The sequence below is a fragment of the Fulvivirga sp. M361 genome (assembly GCF_007097395.1).
In the GTDB taxonomy this organism is placed as follows: Bacteria; Bacteroidota; Bacteroidia; order Cytophagales; family Cyclobacteriaceae; genus Fulvivirga.
In genome coordinates this window covers 40,299-60,231 of sequence record NZ_VKDC01000001.1, presented here as the reverse complement: position 1 = coordinate 60,231, position 19,933 = coordinate 40,299, and the positions used below count along the sequence as shown (strand labels likewise).

Below are 19,933 nucleotides of genomic sequence, written 5' to 3'. Positions count from 1 at the left end.
GCCGATATCCTGGTTTTCGGACCGGGTATCGGCATTTCATAAATAATTAACAGGATTTGGTGAGGAGATAAATTTGAAGATTCAAAGGTCTTAGGTTACATAGGGGTTCATGTTCTCAGATGAAGTGATTATTTAAAACCACTGTGTGCTCAGCTGGTTTTCTGTCCTTATTCAAGCTGTCATGTTTCATGATTACCGTGTTGCTTAAGTTCCTGTATTTCTTTTAACAGTTCCGCTTCACGCTGTTCCATCTCCTTTTTGTATCGCTCCTGGGCCTCCTGGGTAGCGGAAAGCTCCTCAAAGTTCTGTCTCATTTCTTCTTCTTGTGCGCGTAATTCTTCCGATTGTTGCTGTGCGTCTATCAATAATCGGTTGGTTTTTTCTGATATCCCCATGGATGAAATAGAAGAAGCTAAACTCTCCGCTACTCTTTCAATAAACTCGATCTTATACTCTTCAAATTTGCCGAAAGATGCAATTTCCATTACCCCGAAGATCTCATCATTAAATATCAATGGTACTAATATCAGGTTAGAGGGATTAGCAGCACCTAATCCACTGGCAATTTTGATGTAATCATTTGGAACCTCATGAAGTAAAGTAGTTTTCTTTTCCAAGAAGGTCTGGCCGGTAAGGTTAGTCGCATAGTTTTCATCTATTATAAACTCGTCATCAAGAAATTTTGCCCGGTCCCAGGCATAGGCAGCTACTAACTTAAGTACGGTCTTATTTCCCTCCTCGATTTCTTCTTTAACATAAACAGCCCCCTGGTTTGCATCAATATAGTCGATCATTGCTGTTATCACCGATTGCGACATTTGACTTAAGTCTTCATGCTCCTTTCTAAGGATATCCAAAAATTTCGCATATCCTTCATTGGCCCAGTTACGTTTTTTATCTTCTTCAGAGGCTTGGGCAAGATTGTTTCTCATATCTAAGAGGGAATGCCCGAGGATATCTTCATTACTCAGGGGCTCAAAATCCGAATCATATATTCCCTTTCCTACTTCTTTTGCGAAGCCGGATGCCTTGTCAAGTCCTGTTATCACCTCTTTCAGTGATGTATTGATCTTACCAATCTCGTCATCCGAAGTTGTACTAAGCGCCTCCGTTTTTTCTCTATGCGCCAATTTATTTAATACGGTTTGTAGTGTGACCAGCGGTGTTATTATAATGTGTTTTGCCACTTTGTTGATAGAGATCGAGACGATCAAAATGGTTATTAAGGCTCCTATGAGTGTGATCAGAAGCTGGGTTTGTATTTGATCGTCCACCAATTCTTCTCTGGGGACAGCGATAGCCACATACGTATCGATAGCAGCAAGGTATTTATAATAATGTTCTATATTTTCACCTCCGTCTTGAAATACGGAGCCATTGAATGTGCCCTCTTCTTTTTCATCGATTTGCTTAAAAAAATCAGTATCGGCAATGCTTTTGTCTTTATGACTGGGATGTATGTATATTTCCCCGTTCCCGGAAAACGCATAAGCAAAACCTGTTTCGAAATATCTTTTTTCAAGGAATTCACTCTCCAGGTAATCGATATTTTTCTCTGTTACCCCTACGTATAGTGCGCCTGCTACTTTTCCGTTGATGATAATAGGGTCGTAAGCAGTTAAATACCAGCTGTCTACTACAAAAGCCCGTCCCCTGAACGTCTCACCTTTCAGAACGGTCTTCACAACTGGCGAGCTATTGGGAATATAAGTACCTACCGCTCTTTCGCCATCCAGCTTTAGCACGTTAGTAGAGATCCTGAGAAACCCTTTATCAATTCGCTGAAAAATGGTGGACGTTTGTTGCGTGACCTGTTGGATTTTATCTACTAACTGAAAATCATTATGTAAAGGGGTTTCTCCCAATAGCCAACCGGAGAGAATTATCTCTTCAGTATTCCCTGACGTTTGATCTGTCGCTGAAAAAGGAACGGAAATACTATCTACCTGTATCAATTTACCGTAATTGGATACAATTTCCTTTGCCATGTTAAGAGAAAGGTTTACCTGCACCTGTTTTTCAAAAACCTGTAATTCGAACAAGTTCTCCAGGTCCTGCAGGTAATTTTGCATTCTTTGCTCATTATCTGAAAGAATAGTGGCTCGCTGGTAAAAGAAAATGACAAATGTAAGTGCTAATAAAAGCACCGTTATTATCACAATATTGAGCAAAGAGAGCTTCCTGTGGATGCTCAAATTTTCAAAAAACCTTTTCATTAAATAACCTTCAAAAAATAACGATAGTACATAACTTCCTGTTAATCAATCATTATCTTTAATTTATGTCACTTTTCCAACAGATAAGCCACTATTTTGTTGAAGAAAATACAATTACTTCCTGGAGTCTAAGCAAAGAGAAAAATCCCTAAAGACATGTGATCAGAGGTTTAGTGATCAGTTCAATAATGAGATAAGCATCAGACCCTCGATCCATTTTGCACTTGCTGTTGGTCAAAGAATAATACGAGGAGGCTGTTTCTCGTCCCCATAAAATGATCTGCTGGTTTTGGACCTGCTTCATCAGTTGTATGGTTGATATATATTACCGGCTCGATGAGTGACAGAGCATGGACAATCGAATGCGGTTTTTACTATTATCAGTACTTTTATATCCATACGAGATCATTTCTTACTTTCAGGTGATATGAAAAGGGTAATTTTGATGGTTTTGGTAGTTATGCCTGCCGGAATAACGTATTCTCAAAACGAATCTTCTGATAGAGCTTTGAACTATGGATATGTGGAGTTAGGAGGGCGGTACCTGGCTGGTTAAGGGTGGATTTTCCTGCTCCTCTGTAACCTGTTATTAAATATGCACCGGTGTTAACTGATGATTTAATTGTTAGGTCTTTAATTTTTTGTATCAGTTTTGATCTACCAATAAACCTAGTATCAAGCTTTTCTATTTGAGTCGGACTGTGAAAAAACTTATAACTTTCTAATTCAACGTAAATGTTAGGAGGTTTGGTGGTTTTGTCTATATCCATATACTAAAGGTTATTTCTATTGGTTTTGCATAGGTATCCTACATTTGAGTAAAAGGTTAGAATTAAAAAACAATAAGATGTAAAAGACTATTTATTAATCAGCTCAAATTTTGCATTACTGATTTGACATGAATGTGGAAGTTAGGAATCGAGCTATATGTTAGCAATACCTGAGGTTGGGTATTTTTTGTTCAAACACAAGCTGTCAAAAATTTGAAGCTAGAAAAGGTTCAATTGAAGTTCGAGTTAAGAAGGACAGCACATTTTATTACTTTCGATAAAATCGGTTTTTCAAGCAATTCGCAATCTTCAGATCAAAAATTTCTCCGCCCACTCCAATCCATTGGGTAGATCCAAAGAATTAAACTCAAGGTGAATAACTCGCCTGTTTTTGTTATTCGTAGTTTTCGAAGAAGCATGAAGAATGAGCGGCTTCATCAATTGTATTCCACCGCTATTTACCTCGCAAACCGTGTGAATGCTACTCCCGGTAATGAGCTTGATCTCATCATCATTTAGTTTCTTTTTGTGTGATCCGGGTAGAATCTGCAAGGCTCCGTTTTCATCACTAGTATCATCTAAATGTACCTTTACCGTTACCGTATTGAAAAGGATGCTTTCGGGCGGACGAACCCCGTAAAATGCCCCTTTTTTAGTCCAACCTTTAAAACCATCAGCTTCCACCCGCTCTTTGACATTAATAGTAGTGTCCTGATGCCAAGTTACATACCAATTTGATTGGGCAGGCTTATCAAAAAAAATAGCCTTTGTGAGAAACAAGTTTTCGTCAATATGCGAGAGAATGGTTTTGAGATTCCTGTTCAGTAAAAACACTTTCAAATCGGGTATTTCATTTAGCAGATTTCTAATTGCATAGACTGGTCCATTATCGTTTGGATGTTCTGACCGGTAGTGATGAAGTATCGAACCCATCTTCCCAATTTCTTTTTTGGTATATACATAATTCGTAATGATGGATCCTTTTGCTTCCAATCGTTTATCAAAATTCCGGATTCGACTTTCATTCAGTTCCGTCTGATAAAGATCGATGGCATGGGTCAGCCGTTCTTTGATCCTCGACCTCAGCCGGGAAGGCGAGATCACCTTAATGCTATCACCAAATCCCAAGATCTCCCTTTCCAGTTCAAAATTGGGTTGTACATAGAGGGATATGATGATCCCCTGGTCATTTTTCTCAACCAGTTGCTGGCTGTGGTGTATCGGTTTGGTAAGTACGTATGGAGCATTGGAATGATTAATGAATAGTTTCACTACTTGCGGCACTTCTCCTACATTAACACTAACACCCACCACATCTTTAAAAAAGTGTATGATCTCGTTTTCGTCGAATTCCGTTATGATTCGGGAGGATTCACCCAATGCTTCAATCCGGTCAAGTGCCAGCAGCAAGTAAGGTTCAGAAGGTTTTTTCTTTCCAAGAACGAACCACCGATTTCTAAACTCTTTCAAAAGGGCAGGGTGAAAAACAAATGTATTGGATGTCCTGGCTTTAAAGGATTGATAGGTTATCTCGATACATTTTTTAGATATTATGGCTTGATAGATCGGGTCAATAAATTCCAATCCTTTTAAATTCTCATTTTTCTCCAGATCAATAACCGGCCGTTCCTTGGTTTTCGAAACGTGAACCTTATCTTCCAGTTTTTGTACCATCCCGCTCAACTCCTGGAAGTGAGTAAATCCCTTGAATTGCTTGAGAATATCCACCACCTCTGAGAGTTTGCCCAAGTCCTGGTCAGTCAAAGGGATATTGGTGATGGAATATTCGGGATCTTCATAGGTATAATATTTTTTATCCACTACAATGATTGGAGCGTTATACCCCAGCTTTTCACTCCTCATCATTTGCAGGTCCATTTGCACTGTCCGCTTACTTACTCCTTTATCGATGCCTTCGTATTCATAAAGCGCTTCAGAACAAGCCTCGATCAAGTCTTCCAATGTCCACTGACGATACTTGTTCCTAAGGCAGTTATCAAGGGTTTTATATCGTATAAGTGCGTTTCTATTTACAGGCATGAAAAAAGTTTTTTATAAAAAAGTAGAAAATTTCTTTGCTACGCAAAAAGACTGCGTAGTCACTATTCAATTTTGGATCATCATTGAAAACAAGAGCTCAGTGATCATGGCTGCCCCCTCCGCAACGGGCGGAGGGGTTTTAAACGTTCTTTGATTCGGGGATGCGCCAACGTTGGAGAGTTGGGCCAGACTGTAAATCTGGTGCCTGAAGGCTGAGTAGGTTCGAATCCTACCATCCCCACATTAACTCCTTCTAGCATAAAAGGAAGTGCTGCGGTAAAAGTATTGACGTAACCGTGTATTGCCTGGAAGAGGTCGTATAGAATCCGTTTTTATACGAATAGAATTTGCAGAAGCACCGAAAGACCACTCGGAGAAGTTGAGTAGGGAAGCGCATTTATAGTCAGGCTAATCCTAATACCAGGGAGGTCCCAGTTCGAATCTGGGGAAGGAGGCAACATTTTAATTTTTGAAAAATGAAAACAATAGCACTTAACAGGTTGAATCTATTAGCAATCCCCAGGGGAAACGGTTGGTCTGCACAGCAAAAAGTTATGTTCCTTGCTGAGCTTGGCAAGATGGGATATAGACTATCAAATCCTGTGTTGCTAGACCAGGCATCAGAGGTATTCTTAATGGATTACAAGTATCTCATGGAAGTTTTAAGGAAGAAAAAAGGAGGTAATGTTAAATACGTTCCTCTTTTCAAAAATTTCCCTAATGATATCCCTGAGGACAATTCGTATTTCTTGAAAAGAATATTCGGGTACCTGGGTAACGTGTTGAGCCTGTTTGAAGACGGTGTAGAGCTACAGAATGGAGTGAAGGTTCCCAAGTGGTTATTCAATATATACGAGTTCGGGGCAGATCCTATTACTCAAATGCAATCAAGAGAGCTATTCGACCTAGCCGTTCGGGAAAACTCGAGCAAGCCAGAAGATACAAATATTGAGTGGGTAGAGCTGACCATTGTATTTGAGGAAGAGTTGCAAGAGGAGTTAAGGACCTATTTAAAAGATCTTGTCTACTCCCGATCTGCTATAAAAGAAGAATTGCATACGGACTTGTCCCAATTGATAAACTTTTTTGGAGTCGAAGAGTTGGATGGTGACCTGATCGTTTTTAAAGAAACGAAAGCCCTAGTGCTTGCATACCTTTGGGAACAAGGTGATTATGCGGCTATTGAGAAGTTAACCGGAAACGCCATTGATGTATTAAGGATGTTTGCAAGCCTTACAGGTACTGATGTTAGCTTGAGTGAGAATATAAAGTTCCCAAAACTCTCGAGGAAAGAACGCAAAGTGATTTTGGGGATATTGGAGCACTCTGCCAACCTGTCTGAAGATTTGAAGAATTACAAAGGCCTGTGGTTAGAAATAGGGAGATACATTCATCCCTCGGAGTACGCAAAGCAATTTCCTGCAACTGCCGAGGTATTTGATGCATTGAGAAATGGGAAGATTGAGACATATGGCTCAAAAACAGAAAGGTTTTTGCTTTTAAATCAGGTGAATTCCTTGTTGAAGCATTTGAATAATAAGCCTGGGGTGTTTGCCCGGAAACTGCATGAAGTATTGAGAAGATTCCCCGGTGAGACAGAAAAGGTCCTGAGATCCTTTGAATCAATTATTGCAAAACTGGAGGTGAAAAATCTTTTAATGTTGAGGTCTTATTTTAATACGATTAATGAAGAAGAATACAGAACGATTGTCAATAAAAAAGGCAAGATCAAAGTCATTCCAAACAATGCTTTTGCTGAGTTAACAGAAGGTCAAATTGAGCAAATACTGGAGATCATTGATCGGGGTTTATGCACAAAATTGGCTAAAAAGGATTCATGGGTTGGCCAAAAAATATGGATAGATCCAGGACTAAATAACTATACTGTTCCATTGCAGCAAAGAAAGGCCTCTGACGGAATCATTACAGTAGGTAGAGGAAGTCGGATTAAGGTTGATTTTGACAAGGTGCTTAGACTCTTCGTCTATTGGAAGGAAGCTGATCAGAGAACTGACCTGGATTTATCGGTAATACAGTATGATGAGTACTGGAATTGCCTTGGTCATGTGAGCTATACGAACCTCAGAAGTAATGGTATTGTACATTCCGGGGATATTCAGTCAGCACCACATGGTGCAGCTGAATTTATCGACATTACGTTGAAAGCATTGCCCTCCGAAGTAAAGTACCTGGCACCGCAGGTACATAAATATTGTGGTAATAACTTTATAGAGATGGATTGTCATGCTGGCTGGATGTTGAGAAAAGATGTGAATGCTAATATGAAAACATTCGATATCAAAACGGTAGAAAACAAATTTGATTTGAATGGAGTAGGTGGATACGCCATACCAGTGATAGTGGATATTGAAAATGCGGAGATGGTCATTACTGACCTGTATGTATCCGGACGTAATTTTTACAATAATGTTGAAGGGTCAAAAGATGACGTTTCACTATTGTGCAGCCAAGTGACCAATTTTGTGAATACCAGGCCGAACATGTTGGAGCTGGCTACGTTCAATGCCACCGGCAGAGATGCCGAAATCATAGATGACCAGGAAGGAGCTGACATTACGTTTGGTGTCCAAGGGTGTACTTATAATGCCACTGACGTAGAAAAGGTACTTGCTGAATTGATATAATGGACTAATTATTACTTCCTTCACTTTGAACTGTAAATTCACGAATAGTAATAATGATTACCATATATTGCGGACTAGAGTTTTCTTCCTTCTGAAGCCTTACACATAGAAGATTCAATTACCGCAAATTAAAGGACTAAAGGTCGTTTCCTTCTTCTTAACCTACGAGGCGAGGGTTCGAATCCCTCTTCTGCTTATGCAGAATAGCTCAGTGGTAGAGCAGTAGATCATAACGACCTTGATTACCTTGTCATTTTAAAAGGACTAGGAATCATTTCCTTCTGAGCAGGTTCAAGTCCTGCCTTTGACATGGCGATTATAATGATTTCAATTTCCTTTCCAGGTGGACTAGTATATTCTTCCTTCTTTGGATTTGGCCTTGACAGAATATACAATTCCCACTTTTTTATTAACTCAAAGTAAATTAAAATGAACTACATAATATTTGACTTAGAATCTACCTGTTGGGAGAATAACAGGACCATTACCAGGGAAATAATCGAAATAGGTGCGGTCAGAGTAAATGAACAAAAAGTTGTTGTGGGGGAATTCAACGCTTTCATCAGGCCCGTAATTCATCCAGAGCTTTCGGACTTTTGCAAGAGGCTTACTACAATTACACAGGATGAAGTGGATCAAGCACAAACCTTTCCAGATATAATTGTGGATTTCAAGAAATGGATAAACGTTGACAGCAAATATCTGCTGTGTTCCTGGGGGTATTACGATAAAAGCCAATTGATCAACGACTCTCGAATTCACGAACTTGATACAGATTGGACAAAAAATCATCTTAGCCTTAAACATAGATATGCCGAGATAAAGGCGCTGTCAAGACCTGTTGGAATGAAAGGCGCTTTGAAACTCGAAAAAATCCATTTGGATGGTGTACATCACAGGGGGATTGACGATGCGAAAAATATTTCAAAAATATTCATTCAATATTTCGACAAATGGTAAAATAATTTCAACTACGCAAAAATACTGCGTACATGTATTACTTCTTTGAAACATGGAAAACGACAAGACAAACATAACAGGGCAGCATATACTGGAGATTGGGTACCCGGAAGGGAAAGTAATAGGCGTGGCCTTAGAAGTGGCCAGATCTGGTCTTATTGGAAATAGCCCGGAAGGAATAATTAAAGCACTGACTGATGTTCTTGCCCATCCGGAACAATTTCTCAATGACCCGACGCTGGCACCTATAGCCGCTGAGCTGTTGAAGCCTAAAGATGATGTCTTACCATTAAGAGATACTCCAAACTTATACAAAGTATATGGTGCAGAAGGTATTGAACAAGGAGCATTAAGGCAAATTGGAACCGCGATGCGCCTACCCATTGCAAAGGCCGGAGCATTGATGCCGGATGCGCACCAGGGGTATGGACTCCCCATTGGAGGGGTTCTGGCTACTGAGAATGCCGTCATCCCCTATGGCGTGGGCGTAGATATCGGATGCCGGATGTGTATGACTATCTATGATATCCCGGAATTCATCCTGACGGATAGGAAAGAGGATCTCAAAGAGATGCTGATGAGGAATACCAAGTTTGGCAAGGCTACCTTCAAAAAACCTAAGGAGCATGAGGTACTGGAACATGATCTTTTTAGCGAGATCAAAGTAGTAGGAGAATTGAAAGACCGGGCCGCCGCTCAAATTGGAAGCTCAGGAGGTGGTAATCACTTTGTGGAATTTGGCGTGACCGAAATTGAAGATGAACATAACGAGTTCAATTTACCCGTAGGTCGCTACCTGGCGCTGCTTTCCCATTCGGGGTCAAGGGGTTTTGGCGCTAACATAGCAAGGCATTATACCAAATTGGCCATGGAGCTCTGTAAGCTTCCCCAGGAGGCTCGGCACCTGGCATGGCTAGATTTGGATTCAGAAGCCGGACAAGAATATTGGCTGGCGATGAACCTGGCAGGCGAATATGCTTCCGCCTGCCATCATCAGATCCATGAGCGAATGGCCGTGGGTTTAAGAGCTACTCCTGTCACGATGATTGAAAACCATCACAACTTCGCATGGAAGGAAAGAGACAGGGATGGAAATGAGATCATCGTACATAGAAAAGGTGCTACACCTGCCGGCAAAGGAGTGTTAGGTATTATTCCAGGGTCTATGACCGCTCCCGGATACATTGTAAGAGGTAAAGGAGACGAAGCTTCGATCAACTCTGCTTCTCACGGTGCCGGCCGAGTAATGTCCAGGACCCAGGCGAAAAATACGTTGAATAAAACCAGTGTTCTAGAGCATATTCATTCCGCAGGTGTGGAAGTGATCGGTTCCGGGTTGGATGAAGCGCCAATGGCTTATAAGGATATTCACCAGGTAATGGAATTCCAAAAGGACCTGGTGGAGATCGTTGGATCTTTCCAACCCAGGATCGTCAGGATGTGTGGAGATGAGAAGTTTCAAGAGGTAGATTGATACAAGATGAAACCTGGTGATTTTGATATCAATCGTCTGGTTAAGATGGTTTATGCACAATATCCGTCTCAAAAAAGATCAGATGTAGTAAGAGCTCTAAAGTCCTCCCCTGATGGTGATTGGGTATCAGATAACTATATCTGTTTTCTTGATCCTCTTAGAAATGGAGACGAATGGAATTTTAAAGAAAGAGTGGTCATAAAAGTGTATGCGAAAGGCAGGATTTACATCGACTTAATGAAAGAGTGGGTGGCATTGAATTCGATGTTCTTTAATCTATAATGTATTTTCAAAAAACCACGATATGGAAGATCTAATAAAAGATAAGCTTAACACTATAGAGGAGTCACATGGATTCAAAATACTCTATGCCTGTGAAACCGGCTCCAGGGCTTGGGGTTTTCCTTCTCCGGATAGCGATTATGACGTAAGGTTCATTTATGTCCAGGATTTTGACTGGTACTTATCACTGAGGTCTCCTAAAGATTCTTTCGAAGAACCCATTAATGACGAATTGGACATTACAGGTTGGGAATTCCGTAAGGCACTGGGACTACTTTGGAAATCTAATGTACCCTTGCTCGAACGTATCCAATCACCAATCATCTACAAGGTTGATCAAAGATTCCTGGATGAAATGAATGCATTGAGCTTAGATTATTTCTCTCCCATTGCTGTAATGCATCATTACCTGAGCATGTCCATGAAGTATTATGATGGGTGCAAAGAAGGCGTTGAGGTTAAACTGAAAAAATACTTCTATGCCATCAGGACAGCCATAGCCGGTGCGTGGGTAAGAGAAAAGCTGTCCATTCCTCCCATTGAAATGCATAAGATGCTGGGGATAGTGGATGAGCCGGTCAGAAACAAGATCCATCAATTGATAGCGCTGAAAGCTGAAAAGAATGAGGATTACAAACATCCTCGTGAACCTTTGATAGATGATTTCTTACATGAAACCATTTCAAAAAATGAGGAGGTCGCTAAAGACTTACCGGCCGCTAAAGGTGATATGGAAAAGTTGGATGATTTCTATCGAAAAATAGTAAAAGGTGTGAAGGCATGACCATAGCAGAGCTAAAGCAAAAGGACATTATCGTATATGAGTGCTTGAGCGGGAGCCATGCCTATGGTCTTGCTACTCCAGCATCAGATGTTGACATCAAGGGTGTATTTGTTCTGCCCAGGAATGATTACTATGGGCTGAACTATATCGACCAGGTGAGTGACGAGACCAATGATATTATCTACTATGAGCTAAAGCGATTCGTGGAGCTGTTATCCAGGAGTAATCCCAATATCCTGGAGTTACTTTATTCTCCGGAGGATTGTATTCGGGTGATGCACCCACTATTCGAGCAGTTGAGATCCCAGAACTTTTTATCCAAACAATGTAAGGACAGCTTTGGTGGGTATGCGATGACCCAGGTTCGTAAGGCAAAAGGACTGAACAAGAAAATCCTGAATCCCGTAGAGAAAGAACGAAAGGGCATGCTGGACTTTTGTTATGTTGCTTATGAACAGGGTTCCATTCCCGTTAAGGAGTATCTTTCGTTAAAAGGATTGAGACAGGAAGATTGTGGCTTAGCCCGCATACCGCACATGCACGAAGTTTTTGGACTGTATCATGGTGACGATGATTTCAAAGGAATAACCAGGAAAGAGAATGCTAATGACGTAACGTTAAGCTCCATTCCAAAGGGACTTCAGCCAACAGCTATTATGTCCTTCAATAAGTCCGGGTATTCCAGTTACTGCAAAGAGTACAAGGAATATTGGGAATGGGTGGAAAAGCGAAATGATAATCGTTATCACAATACCATCCAACATGGTAAAAACTATGATGCCAAGAACATGATGCACACCTTCAGGTTACTGAATATGTGTGAGGAAATAGGTCGATATGGAGAACTAAAGGTCAAAAGGGAGGATAGGGAGTACCTTCTCAAGATTAAAAAAGGGGAATTTCAGTATGACGATCTTCTTCAAATTGCCAACGAAAAGATCACTGAAATTGATACTGTTTACCAGGATTCTGACCTGCCTGATAAGCCAGATCTGGATGAGCTGAATAAGATTTTGGTAAAAATTAGAAAAGATTTCTTAAAGACATATTGAGAGTAGTTCAACACATAAATGTTCAACTTTCTAAAGCATGGAAGAAAGGTTATTTCTGCATTTTTTGATATTTCTGAACTCTTTTTTATCGATTTAAGAGACTTGTTATGACGATTTGATCTTGCGTGTATTTGCTATTTCTAAGAAAATTCACCCTCATTTTTGTAGCCTCATCAAAAATCAAATCGTTTAAAGCGAGACAAATTGAGTAACGTGAATCATAGAAAGCAAAAATGGTACTATCTGCGCTAAAGCACATAGTCCAAGTTATACGTTCTACTTATATGAATAAGGCCATAGTATATCATAGCATTAGGAAAAAGGTTGTAAAAGATAAAGTCAGGTTAAGTGACGGAGAAGCGTTTATCAGAGCCCTTGACTTGATTGACTTTTATGCCGCTTTAAATAGCTTAAACAAGGAACAAAGGATCTCACCGACCAGAATCGATTGGATTGAATTAAAGTACAATTCCCAATGATTAGTAACGAGATAAGAAATGTCCTGTAGAGAGCCTGTTTTGATTTGAACAAGTATGAAGTAGAATACATTTTAATCGGTGGCAAAGCTTTTGCATTTTACGGCTATCAAAGACCATCAGGTGGGTTATCGGGGAATCTAGACATGAAATATGACGTAGATTTTTGATATAATCCAACCACAACGAGTTACTATAAGATTCATACCTTTCTAAGGTAACGACAATGCCAAGGGTTAAAAGGTGTGATAAAGGATTATTGATTTATTGTTTGCTTTGCACAGCTTTAATATAGGCCGTTTTATTATGCTTACAAGTATTTGAAAATGTAACTGTTTGTAACTTAGTTATGGGAGTAATATGGATGTGCTTAATTGCCAAGGCTTTCAGATAGATCAATTCAAAATTCCTGCTTTTCGGCTTAATGAAGGAGATATAGTTACTCTAAATCTATGGAACGATGGTCATTTCTTTGACTTAGAACGTAAACTCATATCAATTTACAGTGGAGAGAAGTCGGTCAAACAAGTAATTATCAGCAAGCAACTGACATTTGCTGAACACATTAGATTGAATCGGTGGACTGAATTCTTTTATCCGCTAACAGTTGAGCGGTATCTTCGAAAATATGCTGAACCAATTGAGATATACCTTTCGATATTTCCGAACGACAGACTAAAACCGAAAACAAGAATTTCACATCTGGCCGGAAATCCTCGAAAATTCCTTTCTATTTATGAATCACTTTCGAAATGCAAAGGTTTAATTTTTGACCTTGTGGGAGTTGATCCTCAAGGAGCTTTGGACATATATCAAATAGTAGAAGATTTCGTAACATCCAAAAACGGTTATGCAATACTTCTGAACAACTTTGACGATATGAAAGATAGATGTGTAAAACACTATAACATTGAGGTGCTTAACGGAATAAACTACCTCGCCCGATCGATCTAGTTTCCATGTATCATTTTATCTGTAATGCAAGCTGTTTTAGATAACTTAATTACCGCCTATTAAACAGTGAACATTGTATAACATAAGTGTTTCATGAGTTTGCAATTAGTGACCGTGTAGAATGATTAACCGTCATAATGTGCAGCATTTGTACTTAGGACGGCCATCACCGCTACGAAATCTTGACTATTTAAATCAACAGGGTCAGTCATTGTTCCATCTTCAAGAAATAAAATAACACGCCCATAGGATTCGCTACCAGGTAAATAACCAGCGTTGCATCACGATTCTTAGTTAAAAATTACTGATCACACTTTTTCAGATAAATGTCCAAAAGTGGGTATTTTTGAATTACTATTGCCAGATTTTCCCCAGACTAAACAGCATAAGAAAAGTAGCAGCTAATGCAAATGAGAGTATTTGAAATATGAATGGCGAGCTAATTTTAGTATCTCTAATGGATGGATTGAATTCAAAAACTCTCGGTTTCACTTTTGGTTGAAGGACAGTTGTGACACCCAAAAGCGTCCAAATACCGCAACCTACAGCAACGACGAAAAACAGAAAAGAAAATGAAATGGTCAATTTATCCCAGCATGTGTCAAACTTTAGGCCATCCACTTTTTTCGCAAATGTTACACTAAACCCCAAAAACGTTGTTGAAAGGGTGATTAGGAGTTTTGAGGTATTTGTGACATAGTCAAAACCTTTCTCTACTTCATCCATTTGAAAAGGGAGGCCATTCGTCAAAAGGATATACAGGGCAAGCTTTTGCTTGCCCCTCATCTACACTAGTTTCAGTTAAGACTTTAAGACCTTCTTTTTGAGCATAAATTAGAGTTTCGCGTAAGACTTTCAAAAGACTTGCAACAGCTTCTGGATATCTGTCTTCATCAATTTTGCTAAAGCTCATATCTATGAGTTGATCTATTCTATCAGCAGAATCTCTGCTAACTCCAAAACCAGCCAAGAAAGCTGACTGATAGAAAAGTGCACGTGCTCCAGATTTTGCTTGATTTATTTCCATTGTAATAATAATTAAGGCTTATTTCAAAAGTTTTACAATGCAAATTACTGGCGATTGAGTCACTATGCAATACCTAAAAGTGGGTATTTTGATGACTTAAAATGAGTCAAATTAGTATGGAATAAATTAAGTTATGAAGGATTCCTTATCATTTCCCAACTTTTACTAGAAAGTAATTATGCCACTCTTTGATAGGTTCAATTTTTCAATCCTATCATAAATTTAGCAATTATTCGTGCAGGTATAAGATTCATATCAGGCGATCACTGGTTCCTCCTGGTCTGGTAATGCAGGAGATATGCTCGTTTCGTTGGTTCGTCTAAGAAGGACCTGCTGATCAATTCTTCAACCAGTGCCTGTCTTTCCAAAAATGGAGATATTAGGAAATCTCTCCTTCTCTCATTGATCCCTACCCTTCTTGCGAACTCCTGAAAATCCTCCCGCCCAACCTTACCGTTGATTTGCAGATGAGCGGATTCAAATTCATCCTCAAACAAGCCTTCATTCAGCGCGAAATCTGTATCATCCACATGAATACGGGTGTTAATCAGGTCATATGCAGGGCTTAAGATATAATCACCATTAGCGGTTTGTAGCAATGAAAAATTCTTGAGATGTGCGTCTCCATTGGAAAAGAGATAATTGAATAGCACCATAGAAAAAAACTTTTCCATTTCGATTACAGCAGCAGGAACGAATTTTCGGATCAACTTGGCCATTTCTTCATAGCTGTACCCATATTTAAAATTGGGGCCGGTATTTTCACTGGTTTTTCCGGCCAGTGTGGCAAAATCTTCTTTTCCCCATTTGGTTCCATCCGGTTTTATATCGAACCGTTTAGTAATGTATGCCGGTGAGCCATCTTTGAAAAATATCAAGGCATTTTCCGCTGTGTTGATACCATATACCTGCCGGGCAATTTGCATAGTGAGGTGTTCATTGGCCGGAACCTGGTCTGCCTTTTTCAGGTCTCTCGGAATTGGTTTAAGGATATAGGTACCCTGTTCACCTTCCTCTGTCAACCTTAATTTGTTCTTATCCAATAACAGGGAAACTTTTTCCTGGACTCCTGAGATAGAGATACGCGTACGATTATTGATAAATTTCTCGGCGTCCTCTTCGCTTATTTCCGGCGGGTTATAGGGCAGAATGTGATTTACCCTTTTCCCGTTATACAATCTTCTAAGACAGGCCTGACTGTAGGTATTAAAACCCTCTGCCAGTGTTCCAGGGCAATATCGTATTTGAGTCATACTCATTGGTGTTCATTGTTAGATGGAACCACACTTACCGCACCAATACTGTCTTGTGATGCCGTAGCCAGTAATAGTCCAAAATGATCCTGTTCGTCAATCTTCAACAGTCGGCTCTGAAGCTTTCTGTTTACCCCTTCGGATAGCATGTTAAAAAAGAAGGGGAATAAGTGATCGGCCTTGTAAACTTTCTGACTTTTGGGAAAGGTGAGGCTGATAGGTGGCTTGAACTCATCTGCCAACCATACCTCATCATATTCGAATTCATAGTGAGACCTGTTATACTGGGTTAGTATGCCCGCTAACTGACCGTTCCATAACACCTGCCCGGACCGCATGACTTATAATTTGGGTTGTTTCACTTCCAACCTCAGTTCCATGCCCAATACATCAGCCAGCTTGTTGAGGGTTTCCAGGGTAGGGTTACTTTTCATGCTTTCCAACGATTTGAGGGTACGTAGACCTACATCAGATAGTTCTGCTAACTGTTCCTGTGTAACGCCAAGTATTTCTCTACGCTTTTTTAAAGTCCGAACTAATTCTTCAAGGTGCACTGTAAGGCTCTTTTAGAGTCAAAAATACAAAACTTAGCTGAAATAATCTACTGAAGTGCCGTTTAAGGCATATTTTGAGGTCAATTAGCTGAGAGCGCAACTCTTTTACCCTGGTAGTGCTTTATAAAGCACTATTAAGGTGCAGTTATTTCCGTTAGATCATTTATGATTCATCATTCGTTAAGGCGCGGTATAAGATACAGCCAAAAAACATAAAGAGAGACATTACAGAAATGGACTTATTCATAGTAAAGCTCTTGGAGATTGTTGAAATTTAGGCACCTTAACATTACGGGAATCAAAGCCCATGAAGTTCTAAACTCTTAAAGAAACAAAATATTTAATCGGTCGACGCAAAACAAAGTGCATGCAAACAAAAATGAGTTACAAAATATGTTTTGTAACTCATTGATAATCAAAGTTTAGTTTGCTAGATTGGAACCAGTGACCCCCTGCTTGTAAGGCACCGGCCACATCAGTCGTCCTGTTTATACATTAGAAAAAGACAGTGGATCACCTTTCAAATGAGTGACCGATTACAGTCAACCGTTGGCAGCATCAGCTGTATTCCTTACCCCTCCAAAATTTCCAATTGTTGTATGATCTGTTTCTCGGATACCGGATAAGCTTGTCCTCTCCTGATCATATTATAAACATCATCGAACACATGCATATAGGAAGACTTTACAGAGGTTATTTTTTCCTGCGTCTTTTCTCCATCTGTTGAAATTGTAGTAAGTGTACCACATTGGTCTGACGCTTCCATTCCGTATGAGGGATTTTCGGGGCGCATGCCTTCCAGTAATTGTTTTTCTTGAACATCTGTACGATGCTTAATGTATGAGCCTTTAGTTCCGTGAAGCACAAAAGCCGGTGGTGGGTCGGCTACCAGCAGACTTGCCGTGATAAATACCTGCATTCCTTTGGGGTAAGATAAATGAATATGGGCGTAATCATCCACTTTTGTCTTTGGGCGGAAAAAGCCCCAACTTTTTTTCCATTGTAATGGAGTGCCAAAAAGAGAAATTGCCGCATCTATTAAATGCGGGCCTAAGTTGTACAGTAGACCACTGCCCGGAACAGGTGTCTCTTTCGCAATTTCCGGACGTAGAGCATATCGATACCTGTCATAACGAAGGTGGACTTCTATCAATTCCCCTAGTTTACCGGAATCCAATACGCTTTTCACAGATAAAAAATCACTTTCATATCGCCTGTTCTGATAGGGCAGAACACAGCAGTTATACTTTTGGGCCTCTTGAAAAAGTTGCCTGGCTTGTGAAGAAGTAACCGTAAAAGGCTTTTCAATCAATACATGTTTTTTTGCTTTGATTGCGTTTAGGGCAAACTCAAAATGAGTAGCGTTAGGGGTGTTAACAACTACAAGTTCAATATGAGGTTCTGCCAAAAGTTCATCGATTGAACGGTAACTTTTTATTTCAGGATAAACAAGATGTGCTTTCTTTTCCGTCCTTTCTACTACAGCACTTAATTCGAAGCCCTGATGTTCATTTAAAAAGGGGGAATGGAATAATTTCCCTGACATACCAAAGGACAGTATTCCCGTTTTTATCGTATTCTCCATCATGAGAAATAAAGGTACCCTTTTCAACTCTATCTTTTACTTCCTTTCAGGTAGGGCTTTGATCAGGAAGTATGAAGACCAACAAACATATTATTACTCGTTTTAGCAGGAGCTGATATTATTTTATTCACTGTCGATCTTTCTTCCGTAGAGCGCCTGGATATGTCGTGCATTGTTACCCTCTAAACGATTCATCGTACTGATCTCTTCGGGAGAAGCTTTAAAGACATGTTTGAGCACATACCAATTCACTGTTTCAGTATGCGGAGGTGTAGTAAGTGATCCGGAGTAATGATAGTAGGAGTGAATTTCTTTATCCATATTTCCTGTGAAAAGGTCATTGAGCCGGACGACCCGGGGCTCTACCTCGCGGATGCTATGCTCTTTCCGGGGAATGAGGTCAATAAACTCTTCAATAAATCGGTTTTCTTCTCCCATTTTGAAAAAAACAGCTATTACCAGGTATTTATCATCCCCGTTCGGGTCGGTCATTTTATTAACAATGTGAGCTTCCATAGGGTAAGTTACACCATCCAGTAAGTGTTCCGATGGCGTGTGAAAGTGCATTTGCTCAAAGTTATAGGTAAGGCCATCCACTTCAATGGTACTTCCCGTAGCGAAGTCAAGCTGAACGGTATGCCCCAGGTTTTCAATGGCTTTGATCTCATCATTAAAGTGTAGTACAATTTCATGATGGCCATTCGTGCAGGACTTGGTCAGGATGTTCACGGGCGATTGACTCAATCCATGGTCAGGGTCCGGCACAATATACGCCGTGCTGTTTCCATCTCCCTGGTCGTGCATATTTAATGAGGCTCCTTGCTCTATATTAAAAGGATGTTGACAAGAGGGCAAGATAATGATGAAATATATGATCGCGCTAACCCTCAAAACTGTCAAGGTTTTTTTAGCGTAAGTATTCTCTTCGTGAAGCATAAAAAATCAATTTGCCGGACCAAAACTCATATACATACCGTAATTGCAAAAAGAAAGGAATCAACTTTTAAGTTGATTGTTATCAGTTTTAAAGTGAGAGGAGATATGGTAACACCTTTTTCAGTGCTTTATCATTATCCCAAAATCAGAAAAGTGAAAAAAATAGGGAATAGTTGAAAACAATATATTAAATTTAATCGTTTGATTAAATGATTTGATTAAAATGATATGAATGCACACAGTCAGGTAGACGAACAACAATCTACAGAAGAAAAAATCAAGCAGGCTGCTGCACGGGTTTTTGTCAGAAAAGGTTTTGCCGCTACAAAGACCCGTGATATTGCAGAAGAAGCTGGTATCAATATAGCTTCACTTCATTATTACTATCGAAGTAAGGACAAGCTTTTTGAACTGGTAATAGGGGAAGCTCTGAGACGATTTTCTAAGAGAATGGATGAGATCTTTAATAGTGAGTCGCCGCTGCAGGATAAAATAAAAAGCTTTGCACATAGCTATATAGATTTCTTTAAGGAGAACCCGCTTGTACCGTTATTCATCATGTCTGAATCCCAGAGTAATCCCGAGCGGGTTGAGAAGATGCTCGCTGATCAAAAGACTGTGAATAAGCTGGAGGAACAGTTGAGGCAATTGGGTGATGCGGGTATCATTCGAAAAATGCACCACTCACATTTCATGATGAACCTGGTAGGGCTTACTGTTTTCCCTTTTATATCAAGGCCGCTGATGCTTACAAAGCTTAATATGACAGACCAGGAATATGATGAAGTGTTAGAAGAAAGAAAGAAAATGATCCCTGAGATGATCATTAAGCACCTTTTTCTTAGAACTCCGGATTAATATTTTTTTACCCTGAATTTAATCAAATGATTATATCAAATTATATAAACAAATTAACAAATCAGAA

The 19,933-nt window shown here is 39.8% G+C and carries 19 protein-coding genes and 1 tRNA gene; 11 read left to right on the top strand and 9 right to left on the bottom strand.

Annotated elements, in window-relative coordinates:
* Window positions 1-179: 179 nt before the first annotated feature.
* Window positions 180-2,216 carry a Cache 3/Cache 2 fusion domain-containing protein gene (locus FNH22_RS00260; RefSeq protein WP_143396281.1) on the bottom strand — a complete coding sequence of 679 codons (2,037 nt, stop codon included), beginning with the start codon at window positions 2,214-2,216 and terminating at the stop codon, window positions 180-182.
* Between the two features lie 148 nt (window positions 2,217-2,364).
* Window positions 2,365-2,520, bottom strand: coding sequence for a hypothetical protein (locus tag FNH22_RS31905; protein WP_185154015.1), 156 nt, complete (start codon window positions 2,518-2,520; stop codon window positions 2,365-2,367).
* 123 nt (window positions 2,521-2,643) lie between these two features.
* Here FNH22_RS31905 and FNH22_RS32550 point away from each other — a divergent pair, with 123 nt between their 5' ends.
* Entirely contained in the window at window positions 2,644-2,772 is a 129-nt protein-coding gene (locus FNH22_RS32550) for a hypothetical protein (protein ID WP_255517944.1), read from the top strand.
* 523 nt (window positions 2,773-3,295) lie between these two features.
* Here FNH22_RS32550 and FNH22_RS00255 read toward each other — a convergent pair.
* The gene (locus FNH22_RS00255) at window positions 3,296-5,026 is read right to left on the bottom strand and encodes a WYL domain-containing protein (protein WP_143396280.1); all 1,731 of its coding nucleotides are present in this window, start codon (window positions 5,024-5,026) and stop codon (window positions 3,296-3,298) included.
* On the opposite strand from FNH22_RS00255, the gene FNH22_RS31900 reads away from it, so the two are divergent.
* The 9 genes from FNH22_RS31900 (at window position 5,025) to FNH22_RS00220 (ending at window position 13,653) form a co-directional block, all read left to right on the top strand.
* Window positions 5,025-5,180, top strand: a complete 156-nt coding sequence (locus tag FNH22_RS31900) for a hypothetical protein (RefSeq protein WP_185154014.1) — start codon at window positions 5,025-5,027, stop codon at window positions 5,178-5,180. The genes FNH22_RS00255 and FNH22_RS31900 overlap by 2 nt on opposite strands.
* Before the next feature lie 3 nt (window positions 5,181-5,183).
* Window positions 5,184-5,267: transfer RNA gene (locus FNH22_RS31895), tRNA-Tyr, on the top strand.
* Window positions 5,268-5,502: 235 nt separating this feature from the next.
* Entirely contained in the window at window positions 5,503-7,671 is a 2,169-nt protein-coding gene (locus tag FNH22_RS00250) for a TerD family protein (RefSeq protein ID WP_143396279.1), read from the top strand.
* A gap of 429 nt (window positions 7,672-8,100) precedes the next feature.
* Window positions 8,101-8,631 (top strand): 3'-5' exonuclease, encoded by a 531-nt coding sequence (locus tag FNH22_RS00245; protein WP_143396278.1) that lies wholly within the window; start codon window positions 8,101-8,103, stop codon window positions 8,629-8,631.
* A 52-nt stretch (window positions 8,632-8,683) separates the two neighbouring features.
* Window positions 8,684-10,105, top strand: coding sequence for an RtcB family protein (locus tag FNH22_RS00240; RefSeq protein WP_143396277.1), 1,422 nt, complete (start codon window positions 8,684-8,686; stop codon window positions 10,103-10,105).
* 6 nt (window positions 10,106-10,111) lie between these two features.
* Complete coding sequence (locus FNH22_RS00235; RefSeq protein ID WP_143396276.1) at window positions 10,112-10,387, top strand: hypothetical protein; 276 nt, start codon at window positions 10,112-10,114, stop codon at window positions 10,385-10,387.
* A gap of 22 nt (window positions 10,388-10,409) precedes the next feature.
* Entirely contained in the window at window positions 10,410-11,171 is a 762-nt protein-coding gene (locus FNH22_RS00230) for a nucleotidyltransferase domain-containing protein (RefSeq protein ID WP_143396275.1), read from the top strand.
* On the top strand, window positions 11,168-12,223 hold the full coding sequence (locus FNH22_RS00225) for a DNA polymerase beta superfamily protein (RefSeq protein ID WP_143396274.1): 1,056 nt from the start codon (window positions 11,168-11,170) through the stop codon (window positions 12,221-12,223). The genes FNH22_RS00230 and FNH22_RS00225 overlap by 4 nt, the downstream gene beginning before the upstream one ends.
* 836 nt (window positions 12,224-13,059) lie before the next feature.
* Complete coding sequence (locus FNH22_RS00220) at window positions 13,060-13,653, top strand: hypothetical protein (protein WP_143396273.1); 594 nt, start codon at window positions 13,060-13,062, stop codon at window positions 13,651-13,653.
* 718 nt (window positions 13,654-14,371) lie between these two features.
* On the opposite strand, the gene FNH22_RS00215 is transcribed toward FNH22_RS00220, so the two are convergent.
* The 6 genes from FNH22_RS00215 to FNH22_RS00190 form a co-directional block, all read right to left on the bottom strand.
* On the bottom strand, window positions 14,372-14,680 hold the full coding sequence (locus FNH22_RS00215) for a hypothetical protein (RefSeq protein WP_143396272.1): 309 nt from the start codon (window positions 14,678-14,680) through the stop codon (window positions 14,372-14,374).
* Between the two features lie 263 nt (window positions 14,681-14,943).
* On the bottom strand, window positions 14,944-15,933 hold the full coding sequence (locus tag FNH22_RS00210; RefSeq protein ID WP_255517943.1) for a type II toxin-antitoxin system HipA family toxin: 990 nt from the start codon (window positions 15,931-15,933) through the stop codon (window positions 14,944-14,946).
* A 2-nt stretch (window positions 15,934-15,935) separates the two neighbouring features.
* Window positions 15,936-16,271: a HipA N-terminal domain-containing protein gene (locus FNH22_RS00205; protein ID WP_143396270.1), complete on the bottom strand. Its 336-nt coding sequence runs from the start codon at window positions 16,269-16,271 to the stop codon at window positions 15,936-15,938.
* A gap of 3 nt (window positions 16,272-16,274) precedes the next feature.
* Window positions 16,275-16,487: a helix-turn-helix transcriptional regulator gene (locus FNH22_RS00200; protein WP_143396269.1), complete on the bottom strand. Its 213-nt coding sequence runs from the start codon at window positions 16,485-16,487 to the stop codon at window positions 16,275-16,277.
* A gap of 571 nt (window positions 16,488-17,058) precedes the next feature.
* Window positions 17,059-18,099, bottom strand: a complete 1,041-nt coding sequence (locus FNH22_RS00195) for a Gfo/Idh/MocA family oxidoreductase (protein ID WP_255517942.1) — start codon at window positions 18,097-18,099, stop codon at window positions 17,059-17,061.
* 96 nt (window positions 18,100-18,195) lie between these two features.
* Window positions 18,196-19,008: a carbonic anhydrase family protein gene (locus tag FNH22_RS00190; RefSeq protein ID WP_143396268.1), complete on the bottom strand. Its 813-nt coding sequence runs from the start codon at window positions 19,006-19,008 to the stop codon at window positions 18,196-18,198.
* 228 nt (window positions 19,009-19,236) lie between these two features.
* Between FNH22_RS00190 and FNH22_RS00185 the strand changes: the two genes are divergently transcribed.
* A complete protein-coding gene (locus FNH22_RS00185) occupies window positions 19,237-19,866 on the top strand; it encodes a TetR/AcrR family transcriptional regulator (protein ID WP_143396267.1) in 630 nt (209 codons plus the stop codon).
* Window positions 19,867-19,933 lie beyond the last annotated feature (67 nt).